A 16837-nucleotide genomic window follows, 5' to 3' on the forward strand; every position below is an offset into this window, starting at 1 on the left:
TCGACAAACTGCTCAAAAGCAAATCGATTGCTCTTTTGATTTCAACAGATTTAGTTATCAATAGGAGTTGCAGTTTCTAAATGCGTGGTTTTTGTGACTAAGCTCTCAAGGGGCTACTGTACGTCCCGATATTATTGCCTCAACGAAAACGAACAAGTTCAACAGAATTGGTAATAGCGCTCTATAATAGAGGCGTTTTATCAAAACAAAACTTTGGAGAGCACTTATGGCAACCCCACACATTAACGCACAACCAGGTGATTTCGCTGAAACAGTTCTAATGCCAGGCGACCCGTTGCGCGCTAAATACATCGCTGAAACGTTCCTAGAAGATGTGAAACAAGTTTGTGACGTTCGCAACATGTTCGGCTTTACTGGCACTTACAAAGGCAAAAAAGTTTCTGTAATGGGCCACGGCATGGGTATCCCGTCTTGCTGTATCTACGTACACGAGCTAATCGCTGAATACGGCGTGAAAAACGTTATCCGTGTGGGTAGCTGTGGTGCAGTACGTGACGACGTGAAACTAATGGACGTTGTTATCGGTATGGGTGCTTCTACAGACTCTAAAGTTAACCGTATCCGTTTCAACAACCACGATTTCGCAGCAATCGCTGATTACGGTCTTCTAGAAGAAGCAGTTAACCAAGCGCGCGCTCAGGAAGTGCCTGTAAAAGTAGGTAACGTATTCTCTGCTGACCTGTTCTACACACCAGAAGCAGACATCTTCGAGAAGATGGAAAAACTAGGCATCCTAGGTGTAGACATGGAAGCGGCTGGTATCTACGGCGTAGCAGCTGACCTAGGCGCGAAAGCACTGACTATCCTGACAGTTTCTGACCACATCATCCGTGGTGAAAAACTAAGCTCAGAAGAGCGTCAGAAGTCGTTCAACGACATGATGAAAGTTGCACTAGAAACTGCAATCAACATCTAAGAACAAATAGTAAGTAATAATTTGCAGCCAGAGTTATGCTGGCTGCCCGAATTATCCCGAGGGGGCGATTGTGTCTAACGGCGAACTGCCAAAAGACGCAGATGGGTTACAACTCAACTTTTGTAAAACATTGGCGTGTGACAACTTTGGATTGAGTGATGCAAAGCGTTACGTTCTGCAACATGCGAACCCTAAGCGTCCGGCGATGGTATGCCGTGAATGTGGAGCTTTCCCCCCCTTACTTAATAATCGCGATGTCGTGAACGAACTTCATCGCCTGCGGCACGTCCACAGTGACGGGTTGCCTGCTTGCCGTAATGATGATTGCGACAACTTTGGACTTTCTGTCCACACTCACAAACACCTCTATCACGCTTTCGGTTACAGTGGCGATCGCCAACGTTACCGCTGTAAAGTGTGTCAAAGTACCTTTGTCGACAAGTGGTCTGGTGCCAACAAGAAGCTTCAATTTCAAGAGAACTTGATGGGCTTGTTGTTTACGGGATATTCCGTACGAGAAATCTGCCGTAAGCTTAGTATTAACCCAAAAACCTTTTACGACCATGTTGACCATATAGCTAGCCGCTGCCGCCGTAAGCTGGCAACCATTGATGCGCGCTGGGTAAACCACGCAACGCATTATGAATTGGCCTCAAACTATATTGCATTGCAACCGAACAGCAATAATGGTGTGTATTGGATTGTTTCTGGCGAAGCGCATTCTGGCTATATTCTTTGCCAGCACGTCAATTATTCCGCTGATGAAGAGCCAATCGCAACGCTCGATCATAATCCTTACGATGAGGTGTCTCGTTTTGTTTCCCAGGAGTACGTAGCGGAAGCAAGTGAGCCGCTTGCGGAACCTTCTCATCACCTCAGAGAGCGAATTGACCAAAAATACCAAACAATTTTGGCTCGCGGTAACGTAGAAGACCCTCTTGGTAATCTATCTGTATTTCATTACCCTTCAAAAGGGGCATTAGTCCGTCCACCATACACCTCATATGCACACTATTTGCACGTACTTGATATGTGCTGCCCAAACAAACGTGTATCTCTATACATGCCTCAAGATCCCCTACTACGTTCGGCTGCACTGAGCGTTTGTTTACCTCGCATTAAAGAGAAAAGTGTCGACTTGATGTACGTAGAAGAGGACGCTAGTTGGGACATGAGTACTCCCTTTGGCAAAGTCGATATCGCCTATATGAGTTGGTGGCGCGATCGTTGGGCAATCTCTAGTCAAAACGAAAACCACAAAGGCATTTGCTACCTCGCTGGCGATCAAAATGAGCCTGAAAAATGGTTTAACGTTGCGACAACTCGTCATGTGAAGTTTTATCAAAACCGCTTTCAGATTCTTTTCGAAAGCTTCATTAACGAGCCACGTCGCAAATTACGACCTGCTGGTATTTTACCTCTTTTAGATATATTCAGAGCTTGGCATAATTTGTGCTATCAGGATAAACAAGGTCTTACCGCTGCACAAAGGTTAGAAGTCTCTGATGCACCTTTGACAATCAAACAGCTCCTATCGTAGCTATTCTATTGGTAATTTAGATGTAGTAATTAGGGGTTGTAACGGTATACATTACGGCCCCTGATCGTTTACCAAAACGTTATCCGCATCGCTTTGGTAAAGAAACATGCATCTAACCACTTAATATTAGGTGTGATTTCCAGTTCGATAGTCATGGATGTGAACGTTGGATAAAAACCAAATTCAGCTAGAAGATGATCTCACTAAGCTTAAAGGCCAAATAAAATCGGCCCCTAAACATACCTTTAATGTTGCGCAGCAATATCTTATCCGCGCGGAACAAATTTTATTTGTGGACGGAGAGATCAAAGCCTTACTCATCATGGCGCAATGCTGTTGGTGCCTAATGGATTATCGACAAGGCTTAAAACTCGTCAAAGACGCTTACAGCAAACAAACACAGCTTGAAACCGACGATCATCTCCCGGAAATTCTCCATCTTTTTGCACTCCAATATTGGGGCCAAGCAAAGTATTATTCCGCGCAACAATATTGGATTAATGCGCTCGAACAATCTGCTCTTGTTGATGATGTTGAAATTCAAATCGAATCTCTAATTGGGCTTGGTAATGTATGGCGCATCACTAATGAACACCAACTTGCCGCTTCAACTCATGAGTTAGCCGTTAAAGTGGCAAACAATGTTCGTATTGCTTGGTTAGAAGGCAAAGCGCGCATCCTATTAGCTTGGGACTATTACTTACTAAATAAGTTTGTCGAGATGCTTACGGTACTGGATGGAGCAACCGAAGTATTAAAAGATCATGATGACAGTACGTGGCAAGCCGAGATCTGGGACTTTAAAGGGTTAGCACTGCTTGGACTAGAACGCCTTGATGCGGCCGAAGAAGCCACCCAAAAAGCCCACCAGCTCGCCATTGAGCATGATCTCGTTTGGATGAAAGCACACTCTTTTATTAGCCGAGCAAGACTTGAGCTTTTGCGCCAAAATACAGACAGCGCTGCCAAGTTGCTACTTGCAGCAGAAGAGTCTGCACTCAGTTTCGACCACGGTGAGCTACTCAGCCAAATTTGCTTCCAACAATCACGAGTCGCTGAAGAACAAGGAGACTTTGAGTCTGCGTTTAACGCGTTCAAGAAATACCGTAAGCACGCACTCAAAATGCTCAAAGAACAAACTCACCGAATCAGCATGGATAAAGCAAGAGGCTCTAAACGCCAACTAGAGCAGCGAGCACGTAAGCTGATCAATCATATTCGCTCTCAACACGAATACGACCCTGAAAAACAGTTCTCTAATGTCGTTTCTGAGACCTACTGGTGGGAACAGTTAGTTTTGTTTAAAACGGAGCTCAAACGCTCTAACCACGCCATCATTATGATTCAGCATTCAAACCCCGAAGTTCTCGATGTTTGTACCGAGCTCGTTCATGCATTGACAACCTCCAGCGACCTCATCTCGAGAATTTCCAGTAACAGGCTAGCAATGTTAATTGCAGAAAAAGGTAAAGCAGCAGAAGAGGTCTACCGCACTGTCCAAGCGATGTTAGACATCTATCCATGGAAGCGACGCGGAATCAAAGGCCCTAAACCGATACTGTATTTGCAAGATATCCTGACCTTCCCATTCACGTTAGAACAGCTCGAAGAAAGTTATATTGAGGTAATGAAGAATGGAACAACTGCTTAGCAAGGTGACTGACGCAGGTATCGATCCTTCTTCCGTTTCAGGTGAAGAAGCGATTACGCTATGGGAACACATAGGGTTACATATTGCGTCAACAAACCGAGAGAAAGCGCATTGCTATATCATTAGCGCCGAGTATCGAAGAGAGATCAAACAGCTCAACGACAGCATTAGTGAATTGAAACAAGCGCTTGAGTTGCTTGTTTTACCAGAGGATGTAGAAGATATTCTTTCTGTGAAAGCAAGCTTGAGTGAGCGTTTAGTTGAAGTAGGTGACTACAATGCGGCATTAACCGAGTATGTTGCTTCAACCAATATCGCCGTCGAGTACGGCTATATTGATGAGTACGTATTGGCCATTATTGGAATGGGTAATTTGTGCGATGCCTATGGGGATCACCAACGTGCATTACGTTATTATCAAAAAATAGATGCTATCGATCACGCTATTGGCAGTCGATCCCTACGCCTTCGTTACAAGCTGTACATGCTTGCCTGTTATATCAGCTTGAACCGTACCGCAGACGCCAAAGAGCTATTGAGTGAATGTGAAGAACTGAGCATTCTCGTCAGTGATAAAAACCTCGCCGCACAAATTCACCTCTACCGAGCCAAATTACATCGTCTGCAAGAAGACTACCCCAGTGCGTTGCTGGCTATTTCGAATGTTCAGTATACAACGGGTAGTGCCACGACATACTGGTTATCCACGATGGTCAAAATTGAGACTGCGTATTGTCTAAACGGTGTAGGGCACACTTCTTTAGCTAACTTAACGCTGGACTCCATCAGTAAAAGGATTCAAAAGCAGCTATCTCCTATCGTTACTCAGCATTTTTATAACGCGATGAGTCAAGTTTACGCCTCTCAAGGGGTGTATCAAGAAGCATTAAATTGTGAAAAAAAAGCGCATAGAATCGAATCTGATCTTGTAAAACATATTCCGATCGGTGAGTTAGGGTCTGCTCAACTACGCCGACTTTCACGCTTTGAGTTACAACTCAAACTCATTTTGTCAGAGCTAGAAAACAAAGAACTAAAAGAAACCACCAAGCAGCATAAAAATACTGTTGCTCAGCTACAGCAGGACGTCTTTACCGATCCACTTACGTCTTTACACAACCGACGCTGGTTAGAAGTTAAACTAAAAGATCTACTTCTGCACGATACTGCATTTGCATTGATGGTCATCGATATCGATCACTTCAAATCCATCAATGACGAACTAAGCCACTTGGTGGGCGACAAAGCGATCAAAAGTGTGTCACAGGAACTGGCGTCCTACTTCAGATTTAAAGGCGCATCGTGCGTACGATTTGGTGGTGAAGAGTTCCTCGTGATCCTTGAGAATACCCAACTGGAACGCGCAGAAATGCATGCCGAGAATTATCGTGAACGGATTTATCAATATGGTTGGGACGATATTCTTGGTGAACGGGGGCTGACCGTATCCATAGGGATTACCTTGCATCGAGAAGGCGAGAATACTCAGCGAACTTTTTATCGTGCAGACAAAGCTCTTTATCGCGCCAAAGCCAACGGCAGAAACCAAGTCTGTACCGAACTTTAAACCATGCCCCGGTTGACATCTGGGGCTTTGTTATACTTTTTACTTATCCTTCCTCTATCACTTCACTGTTTGTTTAAATAAGTACTCAGCAACACCTTAACTGCCAATAAACATCAGTGGATACTTACATCGCATAAACATAATTCCTACATAAAAACCGCTTGATTCATCTGTAGTTAAGACAAATACTTAAATTGTTAATTTACGTAGATTTTCCATTTCGCAATAAGCACAGGTAGGTAAGATGTTTCTAGACTATTTTGCACTTGGGTTACTCATCTTCGTTGCTTTAGTGATCTTTTACGGAATCATTGTCATTCATGATATTCCATATGAAATCGCCAAAGAGAGAGAGCACCCGCACCAAGACGCAATTCACTACGCTGGCTGGGTCAGCCTTTTCACTTTGCATGCGCTGTGGCCATTTTTATGGATCTGGGCAACATTATGGCGCAAGGAACGCGGCTGGGGTTTTAAACAACTAGAACAAGAAACACACGACATTCATCACCGCCTTGAAGAACTCATCGATGAAGTCAACGAACTCAAAAACGAAGTATCGATGTTGAAACAACAAAAGATTCAGCAAAAGCCTTTGCCTGAACAAAGTAAAGAGGACGAATAATGGACTTATTGCTGATTCTGACTTACGCAGCTCTTTGTATTGCCATTTTTAAAATTTTCAATATTCCTCTAAACAAATGGACCGTTCCAACCGCCGTACTTGGCGGCGTAGTGTTAGTGGGCACACTCGTGCTGCTTATGAACTACAACCACCCATTTACTCAATTGGGTAACCAAGTGTTCCCGACTACGCCTATCGTCTCTGGCGTGCGTGGCCGCGTGGTGGAAGTGCCAGTCCAGGCCAACCAACCGCTCAAAACGGGCGATATTCTTTTCAAAATCGATCCTGTGCCTTTTGAAGCAGAAGTTGCTCGCCTGGAAGCGAAAGTCAAAGAAGCAAGCCAAGGTGCGTTGGGCTTAGAGTCGGATCTAAGAGAGGCAGAAGCTGCTGTATTGAAAGCGCAAGCGGACAGAGATAAAGCACAAAGGGAATTCAGCCGATATCAAAGGGGCTTTGATCGTGGCGCGTTTACTGAACAAGATTTGGATACTCGACGCCAAGCGTATAAAGCGGCAGAAGCCATGTTAGACGTTGCGATTTTGCAACAAGAACAAGCGCAAATCGCTCTGGACTCTGAAATCGGAGGCGAAAATACCCAAGTCGCGCAACTTCTTGCCGAGCTGCGTAAAGCAGAGTTTAACCTAGAGCAAACCGTCGTTCGTGCGCCAACCGATGGTTACGTTACGCAATTGGCTTTGCGTCCTGGTGTTATGGCTGTGCCGTTGCCACTTGCCCCGGCAATGACCTTCGTACATACCGAAGACATTACGTACACCGCGGCATTCAGACAGAACTCATTACAACGCTTGAAGCCAGGCTTTGAAGCAGAATTTATGTTCCGCGCAATTCCGGGCAAAGTGTTCCGTGGCGAAGTCATTGACGTGATTCCAGCCATTGGTGAAAGCCAAATTCAAGCGCGAGGCGCTCTGCTTGGGACTGATGCCTTGCGCACGAGCGGACGTGTTTTTGCGAAGCTGAAAATTACCGACGACTTGAGTGGATACCACCTACCAATGGGTACTGCGGTTGAAGTTGCAGTTTATTCAGACAGCTTTACTCACGTATCAGTGATGCGCAAAGTTCTTATTCGTATGAAGAGCTGGCAGAACTATTTATACCTCGACCATTAATGAACATATAGCGCATTCATTTATCGGTAAAAATAACATCAAACAGTGTAATCAGGGGCTGACGATCAGCCCCTGATTCATTCTAGCCATCCAGATAGATAGCATTCCCACTTTTATTAATATTCTGTATAATGCGCGCCTTATTTTTAATGCTTGCTAAAACCAAAGCCAGTCAAAGGGATGCGTGAATCAAATCACACATTTCCTGAAGAAAAATAGAGCAAACAATAAGCAGCTTGGTTGTTTTGAATATATGTTACACAATCAAATAACTAACGCTTTCCGACAAAACAATTAAACGTTCTTTAAAATCGACTATTGAACTGAGGTTATCTATGAATCTTTCCGCTAAAACTGTTGTGGTTATTGCAATCGGTGCTGCTCTTTACGGTATCGGCGGCTTACCTATGTTTGGCATCCCTGTGTTTGCAAACACAACGCTAAAACCAGCAATGGCAGTATTAGCATTGTTCTCAGTACTATTTGGACCACTTGTTGGCTTCTTGGTTGGTTTTATTGGTCACTGGGTTACTGACCTATTTGCAGGTTGGGGCGTATGGCTCACTTGGGTACTTGGTTCAGGTATTGTTGGTTTGATTATCGGTCTATTCCCTTCTCTAACGCGCTACCGTTTGGAGAAAGGTGATTTCAATATGAAAGACTTCGCGTTATTCGTAGTACTTGCGCTATTAGGCAACGTATTTGGTTACGGTTGCTCTGCATTCCTCGACACGATTTTATACGCAGAACCGTTCACTAAAGTGTTTACCCAGCTTTCTATTATCGCGATCGGTAACACCATTCTTATTGCTATTGTTGGCTTCTTCATTCTTAAATCTGTCGCTAAACGTAACAAGCAAAGCCGTAACTTAACAGAGGCTTAATGTCGAATGACAATCGAATTTTCTAACTTCTCTTTTAGATATGAGTCGCTGGACAAACCGACGCTAAAAAATATCAATCTAAGGATAGAGAAAGGAGAGAAAATCGTCATTATCGGTCCAAGTGGTAGTGGTAAATCTACCCTTGGGCAATGTCTTAACGGACTGATCCCACACGCAATCAAAGGGGAAACCAGTGGAACATTGACCATCAATGGTCAAGACACCGCCCCCTTCGACATGCACCAATACACTGAGCAAGTTGGCACCGTACTGCAAGATACGGACAGCCAATTTGTCGGTTTGAGCATTGGCGAAGACATTGCATTTGCGCTGGAGAACCAGCTAACTTCAAATATCGACATGTACCCATTGGTCAAAGCCACGGCCAAAATGGTCGACTTGGAACAGATGCTAGAACGCTCACCCCACGATTTATCTGGCGGGCAGAAACAGCGTGTTTCTTTGGCGGGCATTCTCGTCGATGATGTCGATATCCTTTTGTTTGATGAACCACTAGCTGCGCTTGACCCTAAAACGGGAAAAAAAACCATCGAGATCATCGATGATCTACACCGCGAAACGGGCAAAACCATCGTAATCATTGAGCATCGTCTTGAAGACGTTCTGCATCGCTCAGTTGACCGTATTATCTTGATGGAAAGCGGCGAAATCATTGCCGATACAACGCCAGATGAAATTTTAGCGTCGCCTCTGCTAGAAGATTACGGCATCCGCGAACCGCTTTATATTTCAGCACTGAAAGAAGCAGGCTGCGCGATTGAGGACGATGCAAAACCTTCTAGCTTAACTACCTTACCGTTGGAGCAATATAAACCGGCAGTACAAGCATGGTTTGATGGTTCAACAGCACAACCACCTAAAACGCCAGCCGAGACTTTGTTTGAAGTCCGTGGCCTCACCTATTCTTACGACGGTGAGAAAAACGCGTTAGAAGACGTGAGTTTTGACATCAAGCGTGGCGAGTTTGTCTCTGTACTTGGTAAAAATGGCTCGGGTAAATCGACCATCACCAAACTGATTATGGGCGTTATTGAAGCGGATAGCGGCTCAATGAGTATGAATGGTCAAGATCTTAACGAACTGACCATCTTCGAGCGCAGCCAGAAAGTGGGCGTGGTGATGCAAAACCCGAATCACATGATTTCCCATCACATGATTTTCGACGAAGTGGCCTTCGGCCTCCGTAATCGTGGCGTTGAAGAGAAACAAATCGAAGCTAAAGTACTTGAAGTCCTTGAGCTGTGCGGTTTGAGCAAATACCGTCACTGGCCAATCGAAGCATTGAGCTACGGCCAGAAAAAGCGCGTAACCATTGCGTCAATTTTGGTATTGGAACCAGAGCTTCTGATCCTTGATGAACCGACGGCAGGTCAGGACTATCGAAACTACACGTCTATGCTGAGTTTCATCGAAAAGCTCAATCGCGAGTTGGGCGTAACCGTGATGATCATCTCTCATGACATGCATTTAGTGCTGGAATACACCACGCGCTCTATCGTGATTGCAGACAGTAAATTAGTCGCGGATGCACCAATGACGCAGGTATTCAGCAGTCCAGAGCTACTAGACCAAGCAAACCTCACCACAACAAGTCTGTTTGAGTTGGCTACAAAAGTTGGCATCGAAGACACCAATGGCTTTATGCAGCACTTTATCAATGTAGAAAAAGCGCACCGCCAACAAAAAAGCGACGACGTAAACCAACTAGAGAAAGCGGTGGCATGAAAGACAATAAGATGAAGTTTGGTATCAACTACATCGATACCCAATCACCACTTCATAAGTTGAATGGCATTACTAAGTTCTTGCTTTTCATTGCTTGGGTAACGGTGGTGTTGACCACATTTGACTTGCGAATCATCGCGCTGTTGATCGTGCTTGGTTTAGGCTTACTGAAAATGACCAAAGTGCCCTTTCATGTCTACAAACCGCTGTTATTCGGTACTGGCACGGTATTACTGATCAATGCCCTGTTTATGTTCGCGTTAGCACCGCAACAAGGTACTGAGTTCATGAGCTCATCAACGGTTTTACTCTCGTTACCCGGTAATTACTCGCTCACTCAAGAGACATTGTTTTACCTAGTAACAGTGACGTTGAAGTACTTCAGCATGTTCCCAATCGCGTTGGTGTTTGTATTTACCACTCATCCGACAGAGTTTTCAGCCAGCTTGAACCGTTTAGGTGTGCCTTACAAAATCGCCTATGCTGTGAGCTTAACGCTGCGCTACTTGCCGGAAGTGAAAAAGGACTTTGTTAACATCATGCACGCGCAACAAGCACGCGGAGTAGAACTGAGTAAGAAGGCTCCGTTGCTCACTCGTATGAAGAACGTGGCGAAGATTCTTGGCCCTCTGATTTTCTCTAGTTTGGACAGAGCCGATCAAATCTCAAACGCGATGACGCTACGTGGTTTTGGCCGCCACTCCTCTCGCACTTGGTACAGCTTAAAACCACTGACCAAAGCCGATATGATCTGCATGGCGGTAATTGCGGTGATAGTGATTGCTGCGATAAGCAAGCGTGTGATGGACACACAACTGTTCTGGTATCCGTTTTAAATTCTGAAGCTTCAAACTGAACATAACGTGGTTAGTGTTGTGACCACGTTATCTTCCGTCTTTCCCCTCGATAACTCGCCTGTTGGCTTCTTGCTTGCAAGTATTCAAAAGAAGCGGTAATTTCAGCGGCTCGCTGATGTGCCAGAAAGTTGCTTATTCAAACGACCAACATGAACTAAACTCATCAGTTTTATCAGGGGCTTAATGATCAACTGCGCACTGCCTACAATGAAAAGCCAAGTACCACTTTCAATCAACGAATCATTCAAAAAGAAAAAGCTACCAATTAAAAACCAAATAGCAATGAGTAGGTCGTTTGCAGCACCTAACGCCTCATAGCGGCGCTGAATAACGATGTGACGGCTTCCTAAATCTAAATCCAACTCTCTGCCATGTATCTGCACTGTATAGCTCCCCTCTTATTGTTTCGCGTCAGTTATGCCCAAGTTATTTCGAAATACTTAGTTCTAAACCCTAACGGACGTGGCATGCATTGACAACCATTGGAGGGATTATCTATTTGCAATAAAAAGAAAAGGGCGCATAAGCACCCTTTTTAGCGAGTCTAATTACAGGTATTCGCTTTAATGATTAGATAGTGAGTACCAACTTAACTCCACTTCAACAAGCGAGTTTCGTTGCCTTCTTCCGGCTTCGCTGGAATATTGAGTGACAACAGCAAGCTCACTGCTGCCATACCAGCGCCGATGTAAAATACGCTAGCAGGTGAAACCAGCCAAATCACACCAAACGTAACAGGTATTACAACCGCCGCAATATGGTTAATCGTAAACGCAACGCCCGCGGTCGACGCCATATCTGCTGGGTCGGCAATTTTCTGGAAGTAGGTTTTAATCGCAAGCGCTAACGCGAAAAATAAATGATCGACAACATACAATGCTGCCGCCCACTCAGCCGTTTGCACCAAACCGTACCCGACGAACACGAAGATCAAACCGACGTATTCAAACATCAACGCTTTGCGCTCACCTACAACGCCGATAAAACGGCCTATTCGCTTCGCAAACAAGAAGTTAAAGACATAGTTAATCAGGAACAGCAACGTAATATCTGCGGCGGAGTAACCAAACTTTTCTACCATCAAGAAACCAGCGAACACCGTAAAAATTTGACGGCGTGCTCCACTCATAAACGTAAGCGCATAGTATAACCAGTAACGTTTACGCAGGATGAGCTTCTTGTTCTGAGGAACTTTTGTCTTAAATTGTGGGAAGGCAAATGCCATCACCAAAATGAGCACAAAACCTAAACCACCAGCCATTAAATAGACCGTTTTAAAATCAAGTTTGAGCTGTTCGAGCGAAACCCAAATGGCGCCGTAGGTAAACAGAGAAGCCAAAGCTCCAACAGAAATAAACTTACCCAGCATTTCTGGCGCTTCTTCTTTAGATAGCCATTGTAAAGACAAAGACTGCTTGAGTGTTTCAAAGTAATGGAAGCCGGTGGACATTAACAAGGTTGTAAAAAGTAGACCGTACAAAGTGGGAAAATAACCTGTTAATGCCGTACCAAGCGTAAGCATCGCCAAAGAGACGAGCATAAAGCGTTGCTCTCGGATAAACAGCAATACAAACACGGCGGTAAAGGCCAAAAAACCCGGAATTTCACGCACACTTTGCAATAAGCCTATGTCGGCACCATCAAAGTTTGCTTTCTCGATAACAAAGTTGTTCAACAACGCCATCCAGGTAGAAAAAGCAATGGGCACGATAATGGAAATTAACAGGAGGAAATTTTGCGGCGTTCTCCAGCCGTGCGATGAGGTAGTCATGATGTATCCTTTAAATATGAAGGCATCATCATAGCTTTAAATGTAACAAATTCGCAATATCATTATTATTTTCAGCCCAGAGCAAGCAGATATGGCTGAGGGATATTGTTATGAAGATAAACATCGCACTTAACTCCTTGGCTAAGCGCGATGTTCAAGTATCAAGAGAAATAAAGCATGAGTAAATGTGCTCAGTGGCTTAATCAATGACTTTTACTGATAGGCGATTTTTAAATTCAAACACATGTTCTGGACATACATCCAAACAACGACCACAGCTAATGCAGTTTTGATCCATAACTCGACGATCTCCCTCTTTCAAAGGCTGCCGAAGCACTTCTGGTTCTGGGCAAACGTAAAAGCAATCCATGCATTTGGTGCAATCTTCGCGGCGAACAGCAGTAACGCGCAACAGGCTTTTTCGGCCTATCACGCCATAGGTAGCCCCCAGTGGACATAAGTGCCCACACCACCCATGCTCAACCAAGAGTAAATCCAACACGAACACTAGGGCGATCAACACCCAACCTGCGCCCATACCAAACACCAACCCGCGATGCAGTGCCGCCACCGGATCTAACCATGTCCAAAGAATTGCGCCAGACAGCGCACTGCCCAACATCAAAACAGGGATCAGCCAATAACGAATCACGGGAGACCAACGATAGCTCGCTTTAATGTTGAGCTTTCGACGCAACCACGCCGCCAAGTCTGTCACGATGTTCAACGGGCACACCCAAGCACAAAATGCGCGCGGCGCCAAAATCGCGTAAAACACCACGACAATCACTACGCCTAACAACGCATTAAACTCCGGAACATGCCCTGTCGCCAAAGCTTGAAGCACGATTAACGGGTCACTTAACGGCACGGTATCGAGCAACATACTTGATGACAGATTACCAGTTAGAATTCCCAGCGTCGGCCCAGCCATAAATAGCGCAATGATGGTGAACTGACATAGCCGACGTAAAATCAAAAACCGATGCGCGCGCCACCAACCAAGCTTTTCAAGCGCTTCTTTGCCAGCATTTTGAGCTAAATTCTTTGCCATTACTTACCTCCTTTTAGCGATTCAAGCGCACCTTCCGGCACAGGCGTCTCACTAGGGAGGATATTTTCGAGTGGTTTGTCGAGCTCTTTCCAACCAAAATTGTAGTGGCTGCCCACTTTGCCTTTCGCCAAATCCGTCGGGACGACTTTAATAGCAGCGACATCCAACACGCACGCTTGTTCACACTTACCACATCCGGTACACACTTCGGAATTCACTGTAGGGATAAGTTTGGCGTGATAGCCAGTTCGATCGTTGTGAACCATCTCTAACGTGATGGCTTCATCAATCAGCGGACAAACGCGATAACAAACGTCGCATCGTAACCCTTGCCAGTTAAGGCAAGTTTCATGGTCAATAAGAACCGCTGTACCCATTCGAGCATCATCAATATCGGTTAGTTTCGGATCCAGCGCCCCACTCGGACAAGCGACAACACAAGGAATGTCTTCGCACATTTCGCAGGGAATATCGCGTGCAGTAAAGTAAGGTGAGCCAGTCGCGACGGGTGAAAGTAATGTCGCAAGTTTCAGGGTATCGTAAGGACATGCCTGAACACACAAGCCACATCGAATACAAGCTGATTCGAAATCGCCTTCCGGCAGTGCACCAGGCGGACGAATAGGCACACCTTTGGTTTCTCGAGCTTGGCTTTGTAGCGATTGTAAGCCCAATACACACGCAGCTGCGCCAACACCAGCCGCAGTTCGAGCTGTATCACGCAAAAATCGGCGCCGACTTTGCGATATTTTAGACTGAGAGGATTTCATGCTATTTCCTCAACAAAACTCCCTTATCAAGTTAAGCATAAATAGCCCTAAACGTGTCGTTTCCCTATACCTCATAGGAGGTAACCCCATCCTCTATTGATTCAAGTCAACTGACGCACAGTGCCGTCGTCACAGTTTGACTAAATGCGTTTATTTACTGCGACATGAAATTCACCACGATACTCTGCAGTACGCGCCATTCTCAGTACAATAATTCAACACCTTTTCAATCTACTCGCTCAATTCGATGATAAATCACTACTAAAAATTCAAAAAATGACATCATAACAAGCTAATTTAAAAGGCATTTATCCATTAAACATAAAAAAACACTATCCAAATAAGAAAACTGTGGTTAGATTAAAAATTAAAACTAAAAAGCGAAGGAGAGAGGCATGGAAATTATCGTACGTCCAACGACCGTCGAAGACGCAGCGGCACTCGTAGAAATCTATTCACAACCAAAAGCACAACGTGAAACCCTGCAACTCCCAAAGCCTTCGCTCGCGATGTGGGTGGAAAGGTTGTCAAACATACCTGATGGTGTTTATAGCTATGTCGCTGAAATTGATGGTAAAGTCGTCGGAAATATTGGCTTTCACCACTCTCTACGTCCAAGAACGATGCACACGGCATCGTTTGGCATCGGAGTACATGATAGTTTCCATGGACTCGGTATTGGTAGCAAATTGATAGAAACAGTCACTGAACTAGCAGATAACTGGTTAAATGTGAGAAGAATTCAGATAGAGGTCAATGCCGATAACGACGCCGCCATTGGGCTTTATAAAAAGCATGGATTTCAAATTGAAGGTGAAGCGATTGACGGTTCCTTCCGTGATGGTGAATTCATCAATACCTATTACATGGCGCGCATCAGACCAGGCCAAAGATAAAACAAAGCCTCCTACTAATTGGAGGCTTTTCTTTTTAAACTTCGACTCACTTTCGTAAGTAAGCCAACGCTCTGCGAGTCAATGCTTCTGTGTAGGGATTGATCTTCCAGTGGTCGGGACTCCAACCTTTCACAAATCGCTGAAAGTCTGCCCAAGCCACAGCAAACAAAGGACGCCACTCACGCTCGACTTCATTAGGGTCAAGATTCGGTTGATAGACAATTAGCGCGTGTTGCAACTGAGCAAAATACGTATCCAAAACCCAAACTTCCATCTCTGCACAACGTTCTGGCTTAACGGCACTACTCATAAACAGTGCCACATCTTTCATGGCACACCCACATCCAACGTATTGAAAGTCAACCGCAGCAACGTTTGATTCTTCTTCATCAAAACAGAAGTTCGCCAATTTGGCATCACCGTGTACTAGTGTTTTAAACTTAGCTTGCGAAAGCGTTTGATCAATCAATTGAGCCGCATTTTGTAGCTCAGTGTCTTGCAATGCTTCAAGCTCGTCGGGTCTGGTTGCTAAGTGCCAGTATGTACCGATATGCCACAACTTATCAGAACGAACATTGATGTATCGCGCATGAAAGTTCGCCAACCAAGTGAGGCAGGCTTGTAGATGCTTTAGCTGTGCATCTGTGATGACTTTTGGAAAGCCCACCTCGGCGAGATCTTCCATCACAATGAGCCATTCATTCTCCGATTGGAACGTTTTTAGACCTTGTGGTACTCGGCAGCGAGTATCCACCCCTCCGGAAAAATACTCATACCAATTCACTTCCACCTGATAAGAGTGCAACTTTCTTTGATGAGAACGGTCCGTATTCCAGCCTCTAGGATGCTCTGAAGGCTTAGGGAGTTTTACATGCTTAATGATCACCGAACGAGTAGAATAAGTAACTCGGACTAACTCCCCATAGCCTCCCCATAGCGATTGTATGACTTCTACAGAGCGGTAATTACCGAGATTGAGTTCCTGGCCAATATTTTGGTAGCATTGGTGGTTGTTACTCATCATGCGATCAGATGTGACCACGTTTGGTTCTTCTCCATATAGTGAATAACATATGGGCAAACTGGTTTGATTTGATAACCGAGTGACTCAATTTCTGGCAACACCGCTTCCATCATCACTTTTCCGTACCCCTTACCTCGCAGTGCTTCAGGAACAACCGTTGATGTAATGTGCATGACATTACCCTTAAGCTGATAAATCACCTTGGCTTTATAACCCTGCTCTAAATCAACCCAGAATGTACTATTCGTGGTCTCATGAGTTACTTTATGCATATCTTGCTCTCTAATTTTTGTTACAGATTGATTGAATCAAACTATATCACTGAATAAAATCGATACCATGCGAGAGTGCTGCTTCGCCTCACGCGATTACCTTCTTACATCAG

General features: G+C 44.8%; 16 protein-coding genes. 10 read left to right on the forward strand and 6 right to left on the reverse strand.

Annotated features, from left to right (window positions below; translation table 11 throughout):
• Positions 1-226: 226 nt before the first annotated feature.
• The 9 genes from deoD to UQW94_RS04220 all read left to right on the forward strand — a co-directional run bounded on the left by deoD (position 227) and on the right by UQW94_RS04220 (position 10916).
• A complete protein-coding gene (deoD, locus tag UQW94_RS04180; RefSeq protein ID WP_005375140.1) occupies positions 227-937 on the forward strand; it encodes a purine-nucleoside phosphorylase in 711 nt (236 codons plus the stop codon).
• Positions 938-1007: 70 nt separating this feature from the next.
• Positions 1008-2477: a hypothetical protein gene (locus UQW94_RS04185; protein ID WP_005383936.1), complete on the forward strand. Its 1470-nt coding sequence runs from the start codon at positions 1008-1010 to the stop codon at positions 2475-2477.
• Between the two features lie 166 nt (positions 2478-2643).
• On the forward strand, positions 2644-4128 hold the full coding sequence (locus UQW94_RS04190) for a hypothetical protein (protein WP_213972887.1): 1485 nt from the start codon (positions 2644-2646) through the stop codon (positions 4126-4128).
• Positions 4112-5695: a GGDEF domain-containing protein gene (locus tag UQW94_RS04195; protein WP_252094189.1), complete on the forward strand. Its 1584-nt coding sequence runs from the start codon at positions 4112-4114 to the stop codon at positions 5693-5695. Before UQW94_RS04190 ends, UQW94_RS04195 begins: the two co-directional genes overlap by 17 nt.
• Before the next feature lie 244 nt (positions 5696-5939).
• Positions 5940-6320, forward strand: coding sequence for a DUF3302 domain-containing protein (locus tag UQW94_RS04200; protein ID WP_005375135.1), 381 nt, complete (start codon positions 5940-5942; stop codon positions 6318-6320).
• On the forward strand, positions 6320-7450 hold the full coding sequence (locus UQW94_RS04205; RefSeq protein ID WP_005375134.1) for an HlyD family secretion protein: 1131 nt from the start codon (positions 6320-6322) through the stop codon (positions 7448-7450). The genes UQW94_RS04200 and UQW94_RS04205 overlap by 1 nt, the downstream gene beginning before the upstream one ends.
• 335 nt (positions 7451-7785) lie before the next feature.
• A complete protein-coding gene (locus tag UQW94_RS04210) occupies positions 7786-8334 on the forward strand; it encodes an ECF-type riboflavin transporter substrate-binding protein (protein ID WP_005375133.1) in 549 nt (182 codons plus the stop codon).
• A gap of 6 nt (positions 8335-8340) precedes the next feature.
• Entirely contained in the window at positions 8341-10080 is a 1740-nt protein-coding gene (locus UQW94_RS04215) for an ABC transporter ATP-binding protein (RefSeq protein ID WP_149191632.1), read from the forward strand.
• Positions 10077-10916, forward strand: a complete 840-nt coding sequence (locus tag UQW94_RS04220; protein ID WP_322142024.1) for an energy-coupling factor transporter transmembrane component T — start codon at positions 10077-10079, stop codon at positions 10914-10916. Before UQW94_RS04215 ends, UQW94_RS04220 begins: the two co-directional genes overlap by 4 nt.
• Positions 10917-11038: 122 nt before the next feature.
• Here UQW94_RS04220 and UQW94_RS04225 read toward each other — a convergent pair whose 3' ends face one another.
• The 4 genes from UQW94_RS04225 to napG all read right to left on the reverse strand — a co-directional run bounded on the left by UQW94_RS04225 (position 11039) and on the right by napG (position 14532).
• Positions 11039-11320 (reverse strand): YrhK family protein, encoded by a 282-nt coding sequence (locus tag UQW94_RS04225; protein ID WP_025768568.1) that lies wholly within the window; start codon positions 11318-11320, stop codon positions 11039-11041.
• A 206-nt stretch (positions 11321-11526) separates the two neighbouring features.
• Entirely contained in the window at positions 11527-12708 is a 1182-nt protein-coding gene (locus tag UQW94_RS04230) for an MFS transporter (protein WP_005375129.1), read from the reverse strand.
• Between the two features lie 199 nt (positions 12709-12907).
• Entirely contained in the window at positions 12908-13762 is an 855-nt protein-coding gene (gene napH / locus UQW94_RS04235) for a quinol dehydrogenase ferredoxin subunit NapH (RefSeq protein ID WP_017635480.1), read from the reverse strand.
• Positions 13762-14532 (reverse strand): ferredoxin-type protein NapG, encoded by a 771-nt coding sequence (napG, locus tag UQW94_RS04240; protein WP_064376387.1) that lies wholly within the window; start codon positions 14530-14532, stop codon positions 13762-13764. The genes napH and napG overlap by 1 nt, the downstream gene beginning before the upstream one ends.
• A 395-nt stretch (positions 14533-14927) precedes the next feature.
• Between napG and UQW94_RS04245 the strand changes: the two genes are divergently transcribed.
• A complete protein-coding gene (locus tag UQW94_RS04245; protein WP_017820512.1) occupies positions 14928-15428 on the forward strand; it encodes a GNAT family N-acetyltransferase in 501 nt (166 codons plus the stop codon).
• Positions 15429-15474: 46 nt separating this feature from the next.
• On the opposite strand, the gene UQW94_RS04250 is transcribed toward UQW94_RS04245, so the two are convergent.
• Entirely contained in the window at positions 15475-16452 is a 978-nt protein-coding gene (locus UQW94_RS04250) for a phosphotransferase (RefSeq protein ID WP_206970624.1), read from the reverse strand.
• Positions 16449-16724, reverse strand: coding sequence for a GNAT family N-acetyltransferase (locus UQW94_RS04255; protein ID WP_017820514.1), 276 nt, complete (start codon positions 16722-16724; stop codon positions 16449-16451). The genes UQW94_RS04250 and UQW94_RS04255 overlap by 4 nt, the downstream gene beginning before the upstream one ends.
• Positions 16725-16837 lie beyond the last annotated feature (113 nt).

This window comes from Vibrio sp. PBL-C16 (assembly GCF_034321865.1).
Taxonomy (GTDB): Bacteria; Pseudomonadota; Gammaproteobacteria; order Enterobacterales; family Vibrionaceae; genus Vibrio; species Vibrio alginolyticus.